At 52.3% G+C, this 19,494-nt stretch carries 14 protein-coding genes; 9 read left to right on the top strand and 5 right to left on the bottom strand.

Annotation, left to right across the window (positions count from 1 at the left end; translation table 11 throughout):
* Window positions 1-47 precede the first annotated feature (47 nt).
* Entirely contained in the window at window positions 48-2,405 is a 2,358-nt protein-coding gene (locus tag HBA55_RS03550; RefSeq protein WP_166987139.1) for a TonB-dependent receptor, read from the bottom strand.
* A gap of 230 nt (window positions 2,406-2,635) precedes the next feature.
* Between HBA55_RS03550 and HBA55_RS03545 the strand changes: the two genes are divergently transcribed.
* Genes HBA55_RS03545 through HBA55_RS03535 form a run of 3 tightly spaced genes read left to right on the top strand, consistent with a single transcriptional unit; the run spans window position 2,636 to window position 6,762 of the window.
* Entirely contained in the window at window positions 2,636-3,199 is a 564-nt protein-coding gene (locus tag HBA55_RS03545) for an RNA polymerase sigma factor (RefSeq protein WP_166987136.1), read from the top strand.
* Window positions 3,196-4,203: a FecR family protein gene (locus tag HBA55_RS03540; protein WP_166987133.1), complete on the top strand. Its 1,008-nt coding sequence runs from the start codon at window positions 3,196-3,198 to the stop codon at window positions 4,201-4,203. The genes HBA55_RS03545 and HBA55_RS03540 overlap by 4 nt, the downstream gene beginning before the upstream one ends.
* Window positions 4,204-4,209: 6 nt before the next feature.
* Window positions 4,210-6,762: a TonB-dependent receptor gene (locus tag HBA55_RS03535; protein WP_166987130.1), complete on the top strand. Its 2,553-nt coding sequence runs from the start codon at window positions 4,210-4,212 to the stop codon at window positions 6,760-6,762.
* Between the two features lie 34 nt (window positions 6,763-6,796).
* Here the strand turns inward: HBA55_RS03535 and HBA55_RS03530 are convergent, their stop codons facing one another.
* From HBA55_RS03530 to HBA55_RS03520, 3 genes are all read right to left on the bottom strand, one after another.
* The gene (locus HBA55_RS03530; RefSeq protein WP_166987127.1) at window positions 6,797-7,696 is read right to left on the bottom strand and encodes a hypothetical protein; all 900 of its coding nucleotides are present in this window, start codon (window positions 7,694-7,696) and stop codon (window positions 6,797-6,799) included.
* Between the two features lie 145 nt (window positions 7,697-7,841).
* Window positions 7,842-8,546 (bottom strand): hypothetical protein, encoded by a 705-nt coding sequence (locus HBA55_RS03525; protein ID WP_166987124.1) that lies wholly within the window; start codon window positions 8,544-8,546, stop codon window positions 7,842-7,844.
* 42 nt (window positions 8,547-8,588) lie between these two features.
* Entirely contained in the window at window positions 8,589-9,026 is a 438-nt protein-coding gene (locus HBA55_RS03520; protein ID WP_166987121.1) for a MarR family winged helix-turn-helix transcriptional regulator, read from the bottom strand.
* Between the two features lie 257 nt (window positions 9,027-9,283).
* Here HBA55_RS03520 and HBA55_RS03515 point away from each other — a divergent pair, with 257 nt between their 5' ends.
* Entirely contained in the window at window positions 9,284-10,366 is a 1,083-nt protein-coding gene (locus HBA55_RS03515) for a substrate-binding domain-containing protein (RefSeq protein WP_166987118.1), read from the top strand.
* Window positions 10,367-10,379: 13 nt separating this feature from the next.
* Here the strand turns inward: HBA55_RS03515 and HBA55_RS03510 are convergent, their stop codons facing one another.
* Window positions 10,380-12,095 (bottom strand): AMP-binding protein, encoded by a 1,716-nt coding sequence (locus HBA55_RS03510; protein ID WP_166987115.1) that lies wholly within the window; start codon window positions 12,093-12,095, stop codon window positions 10,380-10,382.
* Window positions 12,096-12,292: 197 nt separating this feature from the next.
* On the opposite strand from HBA55_RS03510, the gene HBA55_RS03505 reads away from it, so the two are divergent.
* The 5 genes from HBA55_RS03505 to HBA55_RS03485 all read left to right on the top strand — a co-directional run bounded on the left by HBA55_RS03505 (window position 12,293) and on the right by HBA55_RS03485 (window position 19,493).
* Complete coding sequence (locus HBA55_RS03505; RefSeq protein ID WP_166987112.1) at window positions 12,293-13,807, top strand: amidase; 1,515 nt, start codon at window positions 12,293-12,295, stop codon at window positions 13,805-13,807.
* Window positions 13,808-13,850: 43 nt separating this feature from the next.
* Window positions 13,851-16,142, top strand: coding sequence for a TonB-dependent receptor (locus HBA55_RS03500; protein ID WP_166987109.1), 2,292 nt, complete (start codon window positions 13,851-13,853; stop codon window positions 16,140-16,142).
* 339 nt (window positions 16,143-16,481) lie between these two features.
* A complete protein-coding gene (egtB, locus tag HBA55_RS03495) occupies window positions 16,482-17,717 on the top strand; it encodes an ergothioneine biosynthesis protein EgtB (protein WP_166987107.1) in 1,236 nt (411 codons plus the stop codon).
* Window position 17,718: 1 nt separating this feature from the next.
* Window positions 17,719-18,678: an L-histidine N(alpha)-methyltransferase gene (gene egtD / locus HBA55_RS03490; protein WP_166987104.1), complete on the top strand. Its 960-nt coding sequence runs from the start codon at window positions 17,719-17,721 to the stop codon at window positions 18,676-18,678.
* Window positions 18,675-19,493 carry a PhzF family phenazine biosynthesis protein gene (locus HBA55_RS03485; RefSeq protein ID WP_166987101.1) on the top strand — a complete coding sequence of 273 codons (819 nt, stop codon included), beginning with the start codon at window positions 18,675-18,677 and terminating at the stop codon, window positions 19,491-19,493. The genes egtD and HBA55_RS03485 overlap by 4 nt, the downstream gene beginning before the upstream one ends.
* Window position 19,494 lies beyond the last annotated feature (1 nt).

Genomic DNA, 19,494 nt, shown 5'->3' with positions numbered 1-19,494 from the left:
ATTAGCAGAGCGTAATCCACCTCGTGGTCAATATGACGCGTAGTGTCTCAGAATTTATATTTTGCAGAGAGGTAGTATTCCCGTCCTCTGGCGTAAGCGGCTTCTGCATAACCCAGGCGTTGGTTGACGTTGACGGAGTTAAAGTATTCTTCGTCGGTGGCGTTGCTGACGCCTAGCGTCAGCAGCCAGTTTTCGCCCTCCGGCTGGTAGGCGGCGCTGATGTTGAGCAGGGAGTAGGCGTCTTCGTGAGCCTGGGGATCGTTTTCGGCCGTACCCTCTGTCTCGGAGCGATAGGTCAGGTCAAGGCGGGGAGTGATGGTGCCCCCCTGGCTGAGAACATATCGGTAGGAGAGGCCAAGGTTGCCGGTAAACTCGGGGACGCGAGCCAGTTCATTGTCGGGGGAAAAGGAGACGTCCTCCGACAGCTCATCATATTCAGCGTTCAGGTAGCCAAACCCGCCCTCAATCAAGAGTGCATCGCTGGGCACATAGGTGAATTCCATTTCCAGCCCGGTGATCTGTGCTTTGGCGGCGTTTTGCGTGATGGTGGCGCCGCCGGTGAAGTCGGGGTTGGTACTGATCTGGATATCGTCGTAGTCATTGATGAAGGCCGCGGCGTTAATGCGCAGAGTATTATCCGGGCTGGTGTACTTCACGCCAAATTCCAGCATGTCGACGTATTCCGGGTCGAAGGCGACGGCCCTCAGATCGGGTGCGGGTGCCAGGTAACGGGGGTTAAAGCCACCGCTTTTGAAACCGTCGGCGTAGGTTCCATAGAGCATCAAGTCTTCGTTGGGGTGGTAAGCCAGGGTCATGCGGGTGGTGGTTTCGGTGTAGTCCACTTCGGCACCGGGTTCGTCGACCAGGGTCACGACAAAGTCATTCGGGTTGACGTCGACCTTGTAGCTGGCATTGGATTCGACGTTTGGATCAGACAGCAGTCCCAATACGACGAAGCCCTGGTCGGATACATATTCTTTGGTTTCGTCGGTGCCGCGCAGACCAACGGTTAGACTCCAGGCGTCGCTGAAATCGTAGGTCAGTTCGCCGTAAAGTGCGGTGCTCTTGTTTTCCACATGGTTGTCAAAGACGCCGTTCAACACCACGGGGCCGCCGAAGGCGGGTAGGTAAATCTGGGTCAGTTCGTCAGCTTCTTCTTCAAAGTAGTAGAGGCCGGCAACCCAGCGCAGGTTTTCGGATTCGCCAGTGATCTGAAACTCCTGACTGAACTGGTCGTGCTCCTGGACGTTGGCGGTGGCAAAAATGGGGTAGGGGGAATGGTCGGAGTCGCGGCCGAACTCGGATTCCAGGCTGCGAACGGCGGTGATGGACTTAAAGGTAGCCCAGTCCATATCGTAGGTCAGGGTCAGCGCACCGCCTAAAATGTCGTTGTCGGTTTTGGTGAGTGGAAAGGTGCTTTCTGTACGTGTCGTGCTGCCGGTTTCCCATTGTGGGCCAAAGCATCCTCGGTCGGTTGTCAATGTGTCCTCGGTACAGGAGGTACTGGGAATCGCAAACAGGTTGTTATAGCGGGTGGGCATGCCGTCGGCCCCGCTGCGGGTGTTGGGAACACTGCCGGGGAACAATTCTGTCGCAACATTCGCCGTGCCGTTCTCTCTGTCCCGAGTGGCATCAAGGGCCAGAGCGATGGTCAGATTGTCGGTGGACCGCAGTTCAAATTGCGCTCTAGCGCTCAGGGAGTCGTCATCGCCGAGCTCCACTCCGCGACCATCGGTCACGTAGCCGTCGCGCTGGCGGGAGAGCACGGAAAACTTGCTCAGCAGGTTGTCGGTGAGCGGCACATCCATGGACAATTGAAAGTCGGTACGGCTGTCACTGCCCAGTGTCATGCTGGCGAAGCCGCCAAACTCTTCAGAGGGCTGTTTGGAAAACAGTTGTACGGCACCGCCGATGGTGTTGCGCCCGAACAGGGTTCCCTGCGGGCCGCGCAGAATTTCCAGCCGTTCCACATCAATCAGGTCCACCACACTGCCTACTGAGCGGGACATATAGACCCCATCCACATAAACTCCCACGCCGGGATCCACATTGACGGTAAAGTCGAGCTGTCCCACACCGCGCAGGAATACGGCCGCACCGGCGGAGTTCCCGGAGATGGGAGGCGAGGTGTCGAACACCAGGTTCGGTGTGGATTGGGCGACGGCAGAGATGTCGGCAAAGCCCCGTTGCTCAAGGCCCTCGCCGGTAAACGCGGAGACGGCCAGTGGGGCATCCTGAAGGTTTTCTTCCACTTTACGAGCAGTGACCACAACCTCTTCAAGCTGGAAGCCGCTGGCGGCATTGACGTGGCCGGTGCTGATCAGGGTGGTCAGGCCGATGCTCATTACCGCTTTGGCCAGGGGGGAAATACTATACTGAGTCAGGGTGTTGCGGTGATTTCTCATGAGGCTCGTCTCTCTTTCGTTATTGATATGACACCCCTAGGTAAACGCCGGGTTTTCGGGTTCCCGCCAAAGTTTCTTTGAAAATCTGACATTTTGGATGTTTTTAACGTCTTTCGAAAAATATTGGCGGGAATTCAAAAGTGGGACGTTTTTATAGAGTACGGAGAGGTGAATTGCCCGATATAACGATCGGCTATATACAATAACGACGCTAATAGAACGACATAAGCATGGCGAACAAATGTACATCCCTGCCGCAAAACACCCTGACTCGTGAGAGTCAGCAGTTTTATGAGGAAATCTACCGGCAGTACAACAGTGTGATCACTGGTTTCTTCCGGAGGCATGGTTATACCCAGGATGAGGCGCTGGATGAATTGCAAAACGTCTATTTTCGGGTGATTCGGCAGAATCAGCCGGAAAAGCTGGTGGATACACCAAAGGCCTATTTGCTGTCGGTTGCCACCAATCTGGTGCGTGATCGCTACCGGCGGGAGCACCGGCAGAATCAGCAGGCCCGTGAAGACGTCGATTTGGATAACTTGCCCACGCTGGAAGCATCGCCGGAAAACACGCTGCAGCTGGCACAGCAGATGCTGCTGATGAAGCAGGCACTGATGGAGCTGCCTGAGAAAAAGCGCAAGGTGTTCCTGATGAAACGGCTGGAGGGCATGACCTGCAAAGCCATTTCGGACAAATTGAACATACCGCTGCGTACTGTAGAACGTTATTTGAGTGAAGCATTTGTTTATTGCCAAGTGAGGGCAATTAAAGAAACCGGAGTAAAGAATTGAGCAAGCCGTTGAAATCCAGGACCACCCTCGACGACGAAGCCGTGCAATGGTACTTGGTTATCAGTGACGGGGAATCCGCCACCGAGGAGCAGTATGATGCCTTTCTGGAGTGGATTCAGGACCCCATGGCCGAAGCTGCCTACGCCAGGTGCGAACAAGCCTGGGAGGTGGTGGGTCAATTGGGCAAGGACCCGGATATTGCGAATACACTGGTGCCTCCTGGCGAATCAGCGGGTATCACACGATTATCCGAGTGGGGCTCGCGGAGGGTCTTGTTGCAGGCGGCGTGTGTCGCGGTACTGGGCATACTGGTGGTACTTGCCGGCCCCATGGGCCTGGGTTATTTTGGGTTAGAGAGCCACGTCTATCGGACGGCCACCGGGGAGCGGCAGTCTGTGTTGCTGTCTGACGGGTCTGAAATCACGTTAAATACCCAAAGCGAAGTGCAGGTGAGTTATTCCCGAAGTGGCAGAAAACTGGTGATGACCCGGGGTGAGATATTGTTTGAGGTTGCTCACGATAAAGAGCGGCCATTCACCGTTGATGTTGATGGCGGTGAGGTGGTTGCGCTGGGAACCCGGTTTACGATCCGCAAAGAGGAGAAGCATGAGAGGGTTCTGGTTGCCCTGCTGGAGGGCAAGGTACAAGTCAACGCCACCGCAGATAGTCGTGTTTTGGCGCCCAATCAAAGCCTGCTTTTTTCCCAAAAAGACATCTCCGAGCCCCGGGTGATTGAGGACGTCGACAAAGTGACTCAGTGGCAACACGGTCGACTCAGCTTTACGGATACTTCCCTGGCGGAGCTGGTGGAGGAGGTCAATCGCTATTCGGTTAAGAAGTTGATCATCCAGGATGAATCACTTAAATCGATCAAGATTGATGCTTACTTCGATATCGGAGATCTGGAATCCCTACTCTATGGCCTTCGGCAGACGGCGGGGGTAAAGTGGCGTCATCGCGATGGCAATGTGTTTATCTTTCGAGATCGCGCCTTACAAGAATAATACATTTTGGGTCCGACACTGTTGAAAAACCGCATCGCAACTCTGGACCCCGGTCATTCGAAGACCATTCGTCGGGCTTCGCATGCTTTTGTTTTGTTACTTTTCACCATCGTATGGGCAACACCGGCACTGGCGGCGGAATTTAACATTCCGTCCCAGGACATGCGCCACGCGCTCAAGGCGTTTTCCAAACAGTCCAAGCAAGCATTATTTGTTGCGCATCAACTGGTGCGTGGCAGAAAAAGCCGCACGTTGATTGGAGAGTTTACCAACGAGGACGCACTGACGATTTTGCTGCAGGGCTCCGGGCTGACGTTTGAGCGGGGACACAAAGGTGCTATCGTAATCCTTCTCCTGCAGGAAGATTCAACCGGAGAATCAGAAACCGAGGTCGCCACCTTTGAAATCGAAGAGGTAACGATTACCTCCCGCCGCCGGGCCGAAGACTTGCAAAATGCGCCTCTGTCAGTGAAGGCCATTACCGACGACGAATTGACGTTGAGAAAACTGGAAAACGCTTCGCAACTGTCGCGGGCGGTGGCCAATCTGGATATCGACACGGTTTCTCCGATCTCCGGTAATTCCGATGCGATGGCGCTGTTTCTGAGGGGCATTGGCCAACTGGATTTTACCATCAACGTGAATCCCGGCGTTGGCATCTATGTGGATGGCGTATACATTGCGCGCACAATCGGCGCCACAAAAGCATTGTTCGATATGGAACGAGTGGAAGTCTTGCGAGGGCCTCAAGGCACACTCTATGGTCGCAATACCATTGGTGGTGCCGTCCAGTTTATTTCAAAGTCGCCAGCGAAAGACTTGGACGCGGCGCTGTCTATCACTCTAGGGGAAAATCAACGCCGCGACGTCCACGGCATGTTAAATCTGCCCCTAAGCGAAACCCTGTTTAGTCGTTACAATGTTTCCATCAGAAAGCGTGACGGCTACGTCACCGATGGTAATGGTGCGGCATTGGGTGATGATGATGCCCTGGCTGTTCGATCCCGAATCCTGTGGAATATTAGCGAACTATTGACGCTGTCGCTCGATTCCGATTTCAACCGCAATCAGGAAAATGGCGCAGCCAACGTACCGCTCAATCTATTTGCAGACGCCGAGATCGCGTTGAGAACCAATTTCGCCCCTATGGGAGAGGCCGCAGAGCAAGGCTGTAGCTCAGCAATTCAAAATTCCAGCCGGCTGTGCTTTGGACCCGCATGGCTGAATTCATCAAAGCATCGAACCGCCAGCACCTTTCCAAGTAAAAGTAACAACGAATTTTACGGTGGCTCTCTGCGGTTGGATTATGAAAGTGAATGGGGATTGTTGAGTTCTCTCACCGCGTATCGTGAATTGAGGGCATCATTTCAGAGGGACTCCGATCACACGCCCTTCAATGTTTTTTCTACCTCCAATGCTCTACGTCAGGATCAGTTAAGTCAGGAGTTCCAGTTGACGGGGGATACCAGTGACAGTCGATTTCACTGGGTGTCGGGGTTATATTACTTCGAAGAGTCCGCCAGTGATCTGACCCGGATTGTTCTGCCCGAACTCGATGGACGATTGCAGGACGGAAATCTGTTTAGCAAAGTGGAGAATCGGAGCTGGGCGATTTATGGCGAAATCACCTACGATATCGTCGACGATCTTCATCTTACACTGGGCAGTCGGCATACCCGCGAACGCAACGGGTATGGCACGCTGCAGCGATTGATTGGGGCAGAGGCGATAGACGTCCTGGTCGATGACCCAAGCGCATCTGCGCATTACCGCGAAACCACCCATCGAGCCATAATTTCCTACGACTGGAGCCAGCATCTAATGACTTACGCGGGCTATTCAGAGGGATTCAAAAGCGGTGGTTTTAATTCCCGTTACCTGCAACCTACACCGGGCCTGGAAGCCATTGGCTACGCCCCCGAATATGTGGACCTCTATGAGTTGGGGGTCAAATACACTGACAAAGATGCGGGCCTGCGCATCAGTGGCGCATTGTTTTATAACGACTACTCAGATATTCAGATCAGTACCAATTCCGACGTGACCGGTGGGGCGACGATCACTCAAAATGCCGCGCAGGCTGAGATTTCCGGCGTTGAACTGGAGTTTTCCTTCGTTCCCATACAATCATTGCTTATTTCGGGTGAGGTAGGTTACCTCAATGCGCGTTACCGAAAATTCTCGCCGGAAGTCCGCTTTCCCCGCTCCAACGAATTTGCACGAATTCCCGAGTGGTCTGGCAGTTTGTCGGTGTCCTACGCGTTTGATCTCGGTGGTGGATGGACACTTACGCCTCACCTGGATGTTGCCTACAAGTCGAGAACGGAGGGGACCGCGGAAAATGAATCAGATGTGGTGCAAGAAGCCTATACCGTGACCAATGCTCACTTGAGCTTGGCCAGTGAAACGGGCAAGTGGGAGCTGATCAGCGGTGTCACCAATCTGACCGATGAAGCCTATTTGGTCTCCGCCAACGAAAATCTGCAAATCGGCTACGCCGAAGGCGTATTCGCACGCGGACGAGAATGGTACCTAAGTCTCCAGTCCAGTTTTTTCTAAGGAATAGTGTGTTCTTTCTACCGGGTTTGGCCACTTAATCTTTATCAAGATAGTAAAACCATTTCTCTAAAGAGGGGGTGACATTTCTATCTGAGATGGACTTTTTGCGGCCACGCCCCTGGATTTTCTTCTCTCCGGTGATTTCCGGGGGTAGCTTAATCTCAGGGTCGCCACTGCCCGATGGAAAGAAAACAGGGTTACGGCCATAGTCTGCGTATCTGACCAATTCATTGGTCTGATCATGACCCGTTGCCCGAAATTTTAGCGCGGTTACCGGTTGTCGAGGGCAGTAGGCTACGGGCAAATCATTGGGTAAGTGCTCGATAGAGGCTAACTCCTGATTCAACAATTCAAAACGTGCGTCGCCTACGGTCTCCATCCAGGCAGCCAGCGTAGCCTTGGCGTCGGCCATTGTTTTTCGACTTGAGGCGGCGGTGGTGTTGTAGTGCCATACAATGCGTGACAATGGGTACTCGGATTGGGGAATCTGGCGATCAACGGCAGCCAGGTTCAGAAGTTCTTCGTCGATGGCTTTCAAAATGATGCGCCGAAAGACATCTGTGGCATCTCGGCTGACTTTGCCGGGCTGGTCCAAAATACCTTTTCGCACCCGGTGGTGAAACTGCCTAAAGGCTTGTTTTTTCTCATTAACAGCCCGGATTTGTTCCAGGGTTTTTTGGCAGCAGGCCATCGCGGCGAATATATCCGGCCTATCCAGGGGAGTGTCCAGTATCTCGAGCCCCGACCATCGGAAGTTTCGCAAATGCTCAACAATGGCTTGCCTTGCGGCAGGGCCCTGGACAGGAACTGTCGTGCCTTCTTGGAAAAAACTGAAAGTCTCCTCACAAAGAATCCTCTCCGAAAGCGCATCCAGAGATCTGGTAAACGCGGTAAACCGGGCTCGGCATTCGGTGACTTCTTTATGCATGTCCATACAGACTCTCCTTTGTCCGACCAAATATATAACATACGTACATAAAATGGTATCTACTTCTCTCCCCTTTGAGTGCCAGGCCCAAGGTAATCAGGTATCGAGACAAGCCCCAGGTTCTATAATTCATCAGCCAAACTGGAATTTGTCAGTCAAGTTGGCAGGATGCCTCAAGTTTCAGCCGGTTGACGAGTTCGAAGAACTCGAAGTATTTCTTCTGAATGCAGTAGTTGACGGCAAGCGCTTCAGCGGTTTTTGTGTAGTCTTCACTGTCATCACCTACCAAGTCTGCCGTCATCGTCAATAGTCGTTCAAGCGCTGCTTGTTCTTCCGGCCATTGCTCAAGCAAACCGTGAAGCGCATACAATTGTGTCACCCGCTCCAGAATTTCAAATTGATCATTTGCGCCAGCCGTTTCCGCATCAATCATCTCCTTGACCAGCGGCAGGGCTTTTTTATAGTTCTCAATAAAGAGAAGGTACTTGTAGTAATAATCCCGGGCCATTTGAGTGGTGATATGACGACTGCCCAGCTCGGTCACCGCCAGCTCGTAGGCCGTTTTAATCTGTTTGGCATCGGGATTAAAGCGCCGTGTCTTCTCGTAGCCCAAATTAATATTGCGCAGCATGGTAATGCAGCGCTGATGACGTTCGCTGTGGATCTCGACGCAATGGGGCAGGACCTTCTGAGCCCTGTCTATCACTTTTTGCCAGCGTTTCTTGTTGAGGTCACGGTCGATACGCAAAACTTCTTTGGCGAGTTTCTTCTCCGACCAGGAAAACCACCCGGCATATAAGGGCCAGCTCTGGGAGGCAATGGAGAGAAATAGGATCAGGGAAATGAAGGCTTTCAACGATCGGCCGTCCAGGTTATTGGGCGATATTTTCCACAGACACTATCTAATTCGACTTCGATCCACAAAGTCCGACAATAGAGTCTTAAGCATGTGGGCATCTTCAGTGCTGTAATCAATGAACAAATCGTTATAACAGGCGTCAACACCGGCGCTCAATCGCTCGTGCAGCTTCTTGCCTCTGGCGGAAAGATACACCAACACCTTGCGGCGATCTTTTGGGTCTGGGCGACGATACACCAGGGCATTCTTTACCATCTTATCGATAAGCTTGGTCAGCGTGGAGTCGTTGATGTGCAGGTTGTCGCACAGCTCCTTCATCGACTTGCCTTGATCATTGCTCAATGTATCCATTGCGAGCCAGCTTTCGATCGTGATTTTCCGATCCTGTGATTTCAAAAAAGCGTCTAACTGCTTGTTGACGTAATGCTCGGCCTCAAAAATCAATTTGGCCAGGCTGGATGTTCCGGGCTGTGACATGTTGCTACGCTTTCTTTCGGGAGATGGAAATTTTTAAGTAAGAAACTATTCTACATGTGGAATAACTAGACTTCAATTATCGAAAGCGATAATGTCTGCTAGCTGGGCTGGATTGTCCAGAATGCGTGTGGATGGAGATATGCTAGACTTGTTATCCAGCCTGATGACATTTGGATACACGCTTGTCAGCTGTAAGTTTCCATAAAAGACCTGTCTGGTTAAAACCAGAGGTAATAAACACAAGAACAGAATCGCAGATGAACAGACTAGCAGACCGTACACACAACAAGATTAACGTCGGTCTATTTATACCCTATGGTGGCCCCATGGGCCTTTGGGCGCCGTCAAGCGAGCGGTGTGCCCAGCTGGCTGCGGCAGAGCTGAATGACTATCAGGGGATTCTCGGCAAAGAGGTTCATTTACATTTGGTGGACTCCAGCGGTTCCCCGCTGGAAGTTGCCCGCAAGGCCAGTGACCTGCTGGTGAACAATAGGCTGGACGCCATCGTTGGCATGCACGCCAGTGATGTTCGCCAGGCGCTGGTGCAAGTGGTCGCAGGGCGTATTCCCTATATTTATACGCCCATGTATGAAGGCAAAGAGTCGCACGCCTGTGTATACACCACTGGCGATACACCAGAGTATCAGGTCAAGCCGATAATAGGTTGGCTGGAGGAAAATTTTGATGCCCACCGCTGGTATTTTATCGGTAACGACTATGTTTGGCCGAGAGTATCCAATAGTTTTGCCAAAGATTGTTTGCACCGCAATCCTGCCAACCAAATCGTTGGAGAAGAATACGTTTCCTTGTCGACAGAAGACTATGCTGAACATCTGGATAATATAGAGAATCTTCAGCCGGATGTTGTCGTGGTGAATTTGCTCGGAGATTGCAGTATTCAATTTAACCGGCAGTTTGGAGAAAGAGGGCTCGATCGAGATATCATTCGCTATTGTGGTGCCATCGAGGAGAACATGCTTTACGCCATTGGTGCTGAATATACCAAGAATATGTACTCCGCGATGAGCTATTACGCCGATCTCGAGACTCAAGCTGCTCGAGGCTTTTGCAAATACTACTACGCTTCGTTCGGTCAGGAAGCTCCCGCTTTGAACCAATTCGCCGTGTCCTGCTACGAGGGTATCATGTTGCTCTCGGAGCTGAGTAAAGGTGTTCGCTCTATGGATGCCGGCAAAATGGAAGCGAAGTCCGACGGTTATACGCCATTTAGTGGGCCTCGGGGAGAACTTTATTCGAGTCGGCATCACACCACTTCAGCAATGCATATTGTGAAGGCAAACGGACTCTTTTTTGAACATGTGGAATCCTTTGCCTTCTGATTTGACTGCTCTGCTAGCTGGCCGAACACCGCTCTATTTCGAGTTCGCGCATTTTAAACTTCTGGGCTTTACCCGTAATGGTCATGGGAAATGATTCCACAAAGCGAATCAAGGCGGGTATCTTGAAGTGTGTGATCTGATCTCTGCAATATAACTTAATGTCTTGTTCGGAGACGTCGGCTCCAGTCTGTAGTTGAATCCAGGCGCAAACGCGCTCACCAAACCTTTGATCCGGTATGCCGAATACCTGAACGTCCAGTACTTGTGGATGACCGTGCAGAAATTCTTCTATTTCCCGAGGATAGATATTCTCTCCACCTCTTATAATCAGATCCTTGCTGCGCCCAACGATGCTTACATAGCCTTCATCGTCCATGATGCCAATGTCACCAGAGTGCAACCATCCCTGTGCGTCAATGGTTTCAAGGGTGGCTTGTTCATCCCCCCAGTAACCTTGCATAACGGAATAACCACGAGTACAAACCTCTCCGCGCTCGCCTCTGGGTACGATGTTGCCGCTATCGTCGATCAACTTCACCTCCAGGCCGGGAACGGCCTGACCGACCGTTTCGACACGTTTTTCGATGGGGTCTTGAGGTCTTGTCATGTGGTTGATCGGGCTCAGCTCGGTCTGGCCGTAGCCAATCAAGATGTGCTTCATATGCATCTCCTCGATGACCCGATTCATAACTTCGATCGGACAAGGTGCGCCGGCCATAATACCGGTCCTCAAGCTGCTGAGGTCATACTCCCGAAAACTCTCCAGCTCGAGCTCTGCGATAAACATGGTCGGTACCCCATGCAGTGCGGTACAGGACTCTTCTTCGACCGTTTGCAGAACACTCACCGGTTCAAAGGCGTCGTTCGGGTATACGGCAGCGGCGCCGTGTACCATGCAGGTGAGGCTGCTCAATACCAGCCCAAAACAGTGATAGAGCGGCACAGGTACACACAGCCTGTCCTGCTCACTAAAGCCCAGGTATTGCCCGGTAAACCAGGCATTATTGAGGATGTTTTTATGGGTCAAGGTGGCCCCTTTGGGCTTGCCGGTGGTGCCGCTGGTAAACTGAATATTGATGGGGTCGTCGGCGCTAAGCTCATCGGCAATCAGTCTCAGGCCGGTATCAATGTGTTGAGGGAGTTCATGTGCCCACTGCCCGGGTTTTGAGGAGTCTGTCTCACCCGCATGACAAATCGACCAGAAATTCAACATCCCCGGTTCCGGTTGGTTCCCCATTTTAATAACCAATTCCAGTGATGGCAGGCGATCAGCTTTCAATTGGCCCCCTGAACAGTGACCCAGTTCGGGGGCCAGTGACTTCAACATGCCGGTATAGTCACTGTTCTTAAAAGCATCTGCACAGACAATGGCTTTGCACTGGACTTTATTCAGCGCAAACTCCAACTCGTGCAAACGATAGGCGGGGTTAATACAGACTAATATGGCGCCTATCTTGGCGGTCGCCATTTGTGTCAGGCACCATTCGTAGGAATTGGGTCCCCAGATGCCCACTCTGTCTCCCTTTTTGATGCCAAGCGATAGCAGACCGAACGCCAGTCGGTGGATGTCCCGCTGATATTGCCGGTAGGTACGACGAATATTCTGATGTCGAACAACAATGGCTTCACGGTCGGGAAATCTATCGACGACCTGATCGAAGTATTCGCCAATAGTGACATCCAGGAACTCCGACAATTCGTCGCCTCGCTGATAACTGGGATGTTGCATGATGTACTCCTTATTCTGAATAGGAATTAGCAGATCGGCGGCAAGACTCGACTGCAATCAATGTAAATATTCTATTAGTAGAATATCCAATATTCAATAATTAATATTGACAGGTAAATCCAAGGAGTGATTAGATAAATAGGAAATCAATTCCAGCTTGTTTCTGGAAAAACACTGGCTAATCCGGAGTGAAATCAATGCCTGTATCCGTTCCGACACTGCAAGAGCTTAAAACTGTGGCCGAACGCCTGAATATGTCCTTCTCCCCTGAGGATCTGGAGTCATTTCGAGAGCTGATTAAGCCCAACATAGAAGCCTATGAGCTGCTGGACTCGTTGGAGGACAATCTTCCGGCACCAGCGTCAGAAGCCCCCGATTTTTGTCCCGCCGGCGAATCGGAGAATACTCTCAATGCCTGGTTTCAAAAGACGGCGCTGAAGACTCAGAACCACGGAATTCTCGAAGGCAAGCGGATTGTCCTTAAAGACAATATCAGCCTGGCTGGCGTACCCATGATGAATGGTGCCTCCACGCTAGCAGATCACGTGCCGAATATCGACGCTACGGTGGTTACCCGCATTCTGAATGCCGGGGGTGAAATCGCAGGTAAGGCTCACTGTGAATACTTCTGTTTGTCGGGGGGCAGCCACACCACCGCGTTGGGCCCGGTTCATAACCCTCACGACCATAATCGCTCAAGCGGGGGTTCGTCCGCTGGCTGTGGTGCTTTGGTCGGCAGTGGCGAATTGGAGTTTGCGATTGGTGGCGATCAGGGAGGCTCCATTCGGATCCCATCTGCCTGGTGTGGATGTGTTGGCATGAAACCCACCTGGGGGCTCGTTCCCTATACGGGCATCATGCCCATCGAGGCGACCATCGACAACGCGGGCCCAATTACCAACAACGTTTATAACAATGCTCTGCTGTTGGAGGCCATTGCAGGAGCGGACGGTCTGGACCCAAGACAATACGACGTAAAAACACAGCCCTACAGTCAACAGCTGAGAGGCGGTGTCGAAGGTATGCGTATTGGTTTGGTGAAAGAGGGGTTCGATCGCCCGGAATCAGAAGCGGACGTTGATCAAAAAGTCAGGAAGGCGGCCAATGCTCTAAGAGACCTGGGGGCGATAGTTACCGAAGTGTCGATACCCTGGCATAACATCGGTCAATCCGTCTGGCTGGCCATTGCCCTGGAGGGACTGACGGAGCAGATGATGCTGCGCAACGGTACAGGCCTCAATTGGAAGGGACTCTATGACACACAATTGTTGCAGGCTCACGCAAACTGGCGCGAGCGCGCTGATGAGCTGTCGGACTCTCTCAAGTCCTGCATGCTTACCGGTCTGTATATGTTGGAGAAGTATCACGGTTACTACTACGCGAAGGCGCAAAACCTTAATCGCCGGCTTCGTACCGAATACGATAGCTACCTGCAGGACTACGACCTGCTGATGATGCCGACCGTACCGATGAAAGCCACCCCTTTGCCGGCGCCGGACGCCTCTCGAGAGGAGTATATTCAACGCGCCTTCGAAATGATCGGCAACACCTGCGCCATGGACGCCACCGGACACCCGGCATTGTCTGTTCCCTGTGGGCTCAGCGAGGGATTACCGGTAGGCATGATGTTTGTCGGCAGGCACTACGACGAAAGCACTTTGTATCGCGCGGCCTATGCGTTTGAAAGTCATTATGACTGGCACCAGTTCTAACAATATTGATAACAACACGACACATAAAGTGAGGAGAGATCGAATGAAACTGACCGCACAACCCAAATGCCTGGTTATGGCCATGTTGGGTGTAACCGCTTTGACCCAGCAGATCAATGCGCAAGAGTCCGCATTTTCCATCGAAGAGGTTATCGTTACGGCACAAAAAAGAGCTCAATCCGTTCAGGATGTGGGTATTACTATGTCGGCTTTTGGTGGCGACGAGTTAAAAGAGATGAATGTCAGTGACGTCGTCAATGTCGCCGCCAATGTGCCCAATGTTCAGGTTAACTATGGCTTGGGCAACAACTTTTTTAATATCCGCGGGCTGGGACTCAACGAATTCACGGCCAATCTTGATGCGCCGGTCGCGGTTCATGTGGATGAGGTTTATCAAAGTAAGGGCTTCTTAACGGGTATGACTCTATTCGACATAGAGAGGGTAGAAGTTCTAAAAGGCCCGCAGGGCGATCTGTTCGGACGCAACACCACCGGTGGCGCGGTCAATTTTTTCACACGGCGACCGGAGGACACTTTTTCTGGCAACGTTACTCTCGGCTACGGCAACTACCAGACCCAGAACTTCGAAGGCTATGTAACAGGTCCAATTGCCGATAATCTCAGTGGCCGCCTTTCCGGCTATATGACCAGGCAGGAAGAGGGCTTCTACAAAAATACCACTCGAGGTACCACCGAAGGCAAGGTAGACGAAATTGGGCTGCGGGGGCAACTGCTTTGGAATCTCGAAGACACAGAGATATTGTTGTCGTTACACTACGGCAAGGACCGATCGGAACTGTTGCCTTACGAGGGGCTGGGCAATACTCAGCTGGAAGGCGGGTTCTGTCCCGAGTATCTGGACGGGAGCGTTAAAGGCAATACCCCCAATTGTCTGCGGGGATTGGATCTGTTGTTTAACCCGGGAGCACCGATCAGTCAGTACCAACCCGGGGAGGATGACCCCTATACCACCCAGAACAATCTCAGCTTTACCGTGGACAACGAAGCCTTTGGAGGACTGGTCAAGGTCGAGCATAAATTTGATAATGCCATACTCACGTCCATTACGGGCTACGAGAACTTTGACCAAAACCAGCGGGAGGATTCAGACAATAGCTCTATTCAGTCCATTGAGGTGTATTGGTATACGGAGTTCGAACAATTCACACAGGAATTTCGTCTGACTTCAGATCTGGACCATGACCGTTATAACTACATTATTGGGCTCTTCTACGAGCACGATGACTATTATAATGGGGATTACCTTACCGCATACGCCAATGTTTTTGACGGGCTCAACAACTACTCCCGCTATAATCAAACGGTAGACGCCTTTGCTGCGTTCGCTCACCTTGAATTTCAGTTGACGGAGAGCTTTCGTATTATTAATGGCGTCCGTTTTACCTGGGAAGAGACTGAGCTCAATGGCGGCACCTTTGGGGGTTCGGGTATAACGGACTTCGGTGGAGAAGAGAAACCGGAAACCATCGGCGCTGCTATCGCCAGTTCGGATTTGATCGAAGGGGGTAATGTTCGTCGTGATGAGGACGTTTCCTTCAAGGTCAGTGCCGAGTGGACGCCTAACAATGATTCTATGGTGTACGCCTCGGTATCCACCGGATTTCGCAGTGGTGGTTTCAGCGTTGCTTTCGCGAACTCACAGGATGAGTTAACGGCATTGGCACCAGAGGAAATGACGGCGTATGAAGTTGGATTTAAGTCGAGTTGGATGGAAGACACCTTTCGATTAAACGGCGCTATGTTCCGCTACGACTTCCGAGACGGGCACATCGATGTGGATGCCCCTGGCTCGCCAGTACCTATTACCATCAACGCTGCAGAAATCGAAACCATAGGTGCAGAATTGGATCTGCACTGGCGTCCACTGGAAGGTCTGGATCTCAAAGCCGGTATGGGGTGGGTGGATAACGAAGTGAAATCCGACTTGACCCTGGCCACTGGCATCGGACCGGTCAGCCTGAAAGGAAATCGCCCGGCGTTCAGCCCCGAATGGACATTTAACGGCCAGGTTCGCTACGAAGCGCCCATCGGAGATTCAATGACGGCGATCTTCTCAACGGATTTCAGCTGGAGGGATGATCACTATCTGGAAGTCAACAACCAGCCTAGTAACTTGTTGGAAGCTTACTGGTTGGTTAATGCCAGGATCTCCATCGGGTCTGCGGATGATCAATGGCGGGCATCCATCTGGGGCAAAAACATTACGGAAGAGGAATATACTCCCTATCTGAACGATCTGCCCGCATTCGGTTGGCTGTTAAAAGGATACGCGCCGCCAGCCACCTACGGTATTTCTTTGGACTACAATTTCTGACCGCTCTCCGCTGTTTCCGCGCTGCTGGTCTCGCAGTCCAGTAACGCTCTCCCTTATGGCCCCGGCTTTGTTCGGGGCGTTTTTTATATCGACAGTTGCCAATCGAAGGCGCCCTGCGGCTTGTCGGCTATGCCGATGACGACCAAGCGCAAATGTGTATCCAGACGCCAAACGGTCAAACAGACACGCCCCCAGGCCTGATCACTCCACTATGTGGCTCTGATTTTTTACATTGGCGTTTTGCATAAATAGCGAAAGCCGTCATCAAAACGCAATATCTATACTATTCTCTTAAATTAAGCCGGAATAAAAACAGAGTCTTCACCAGAGGATGTGGATATGACGCTTGCGGAAACGTTTGCGAGGCGCCGGGAAGCCAGCCTGGACCTGATACAGGGGTTGGACGCCGAAGACATGGTGGTGCAGTCCATGGAGGATGCCAGCCCCGCCAAATGGCATCTGGCCCATACCACCTGGTTCTTTGAGCAGTTCGTCCTTAAGCGGTTCGATCCCGAATACACAGAGTTCGATCCTCATTTCAATTTCCTGTTTAACTCCTACTACAATAGCATCGGCGAGCGCCATCCCCGCCCTGAGCGTGGCATGCTGTCTCGCCCCAGCCTACAACGAGTGCTGGAATACCGCGAAGCGGTGAATGCCTCGGTGCTGGAGCGCCTGGACCGTGGTTTTGCCAGAGAGCATGGTGTGACAGGTACCATCACTGTCGGACTGCACCACGAGATGCAGCACCAGGAGCTGCTGTTGACGGATATCCTCCACGCGCTGTCTCTCAATCCCATGGTTCCGGCTATGGTTGAACAACCAAGTGCCATACCCACATTCTCGACAGGGGAACAGAGATTCTTACCCTTCGACGAAGGTCTGTTTTCGATCGGTGCCACAGACAAGGGTTTTGCCTTTGACTGTGAGGGGCCTCGCCACCAGGCCTTTTTGAGGGCCTTTTCCCTGGCTCGTCGTCCGGTCACCAATCAGGAATGGCTCGAATTTATTGAAGATGGTGGCTACACAGAGCCGACTCTGTGGCTCTCTGACGGATGGGCCCGGTGCCAGCAGGAGGGTTGGAGCGCGCCTCTGTACTGGCAACAAATCGACGGTGATTGGGTTCAGTTTTCCCATTACGGCTGCCAGCCCGTCGAGTCGGATCGGGCGGTTAGCCACATCAGCTATTTTGAGGCTGATGCCTTTGCCCGCTGGGCCGGCGCCCGCCTGCCTACCGAGCAGGAATGGGAGGTGGTCGCCAGGCAGCATGCCATAGAAGGCAATTTTATGGAGAACAAGCATTGGCTGCCTCAAGCCGCCCAGGCGTCGGGCATTCAGCAACTCTATGGCGATGTCTGGGAGTGGACGGCAAGCCCCTATATGGCCTACCCGGGTTTTCGCCCCGCGCCAGGGGCGGTGGGCGAATACAACGGCAAATTTATGTCGGGACAGTATGTCCTGCGGGGCGGTTCCTGTGTGACGCCTATCGAGCAGATGCGGCCCAGTTATCGCAATTTCTTTTACCCTCACCAGCGTTGGCAATTCACGGGCCTGCGGCTTGCAAAGGATAGTTAACATGCAACAAAACGTGGTATCGGACACCTCCCGCGCGCGCTCGGCATTCGAGCAGGATGTTGTCAGTGGTCTTAAGCAAAGCCAGAAATCGCTTCCGGCCAAGTATTTCTATGACACCTATGGCTCAGCGTTATTCGATCAGATTTGCGAGCTGGAGGAGTATTATCCCTACCGTACCGAGTTGGCGATGCTGCCCTCAGTTGCGCAGGACCTTTCTCACATCGTGCCAGAGCCTCTGGATGTGGTGGAATACGGAGCCGGCTCCCTAGTCAAGATCCGGCTCTTGTTGCGTCATATGTCGCAAATCGAGCGCTTTATTCCCATCGATATTGCGGGCGAGCACCTGGAAAACGCCGCCGATGACTTACGCCAGGAATTCCCAAAAGTCACGGTGGAACCCATGGCGGCTGATTTTACCGCTGAGCTGAATATGCCGGGCCTGAACGGCGCCAAACGCATGGCGTTTTTTCCGGGCTCCACCATCGGCAACTTCTCGCCGCAGTTTGCTCAGACCTTTCTGCAACGGGTGCGATCTTCACTCGGCCCGGGGGCGCTGCTATTGATTGGTGTCGACACCAAAAAATCCGCCAATATGCTTCACAAGGCCTATAACGACAGCGAAGGCGTGACGAGGAAGTTTAACCTGAATATTCTTACCCATATCAATCGTGAACTGGATGCCGATTTTGATACCGAGTATTTCGATCATTACGCTTTCTATAACCCAACCGAAGGGCGTATCGAAATGCACCTGATCAGCCAGAAGGCTCAGACCGTCTCTATTGGAGATCAACGTTTTTACTTTGACTCCGGTGAGAGTATTCATACCGAGAACTCCCACAAGTATACGCCGGAGCAGTTCCTTCAGCTGGCCCAGGGTGCAGGCTGGCGCAGCGTTAGAAAATGGGTGGCGGGCGAGCAGTTATTTACCGTTTTTCTTTTGCGGGCGAGTGAAGATTGACTTTGATACGCAGCCGAGCTACCTACAAGGTCTTTCACGATCAGAATTATTGCGGTAATCGGGTCGAAGTGCTGGAACTCGATTCATGGCCCACCGACGCTCAATGGCAGCAGTTGAGTGAGTATTCGAAGGGCAGCGACGTCCTGGGTAATCCCAGGACTCTCGCATATATTGGTTCTGTTGATGAGACCGGAGCTAAAACCCGTTGGTATCAAAATGGTCGCGAGGTGTCCTTTTGTGGATCCGGTTTGGTGGCGTCTGCCTGTGTTCTGCTCGAAGGCACTCTCAACCAACTGGCTCCGCCGTTGCTTGCTGAAAGCCTCACTGCTTCCATCTTTCGAAGACCCTACGGATTCGGCTTTTCAGTAGAGCGTCCAATAATGGAGGCTGCCAAAGTAGCATCCTGGGCGACTGACTGTTTTGCTGCGACCCCAATAGCGGCGGCTTACTCCGGCGGCGCCAATGGATACATGATCCTGGAGTTTGAGCAACCTGTACGTCAACTGCCAGTTAAATTGGAGGTGATCTGCAAACATACACAGCGGGCTATTATTGCCACGAATAGATCCAGCCAAGAGCGTTACGATTACGAGCTTCGATATTTCGCACCGCAATATGGAATGGATGAAGACATGGCCACCGGCTCAGCCAACGTGCTACTGGCTGAGTATTGGTATCACAAACTGAATAAACATAACTATATCGCTTTGCAGGCCTTGCCGATGGACGAACGTATTGGGGGCGTGATGTGGACGTCCGTGCGTGAGCGCGTCATCGAAGTTGGTGGTGCCTGCGAGCGCTGTCTCTCGCAGTAAC

It is taken from the genome of Pseudomaricurvus alkylphenolicus, assembly GCF_011683955.1.
Classification (GTDB): domain Bacteria; phylum Pseudomonadota; class Gammaproteobacteria; order Pseudomonadales; family Cellvibrionaceae; genus Pseudomaricurvus; species Pseudomaricurvus alkylphenolicus.
This window is presented reverse-complemented; position numbering and strand designations above follow the sequence as displayed.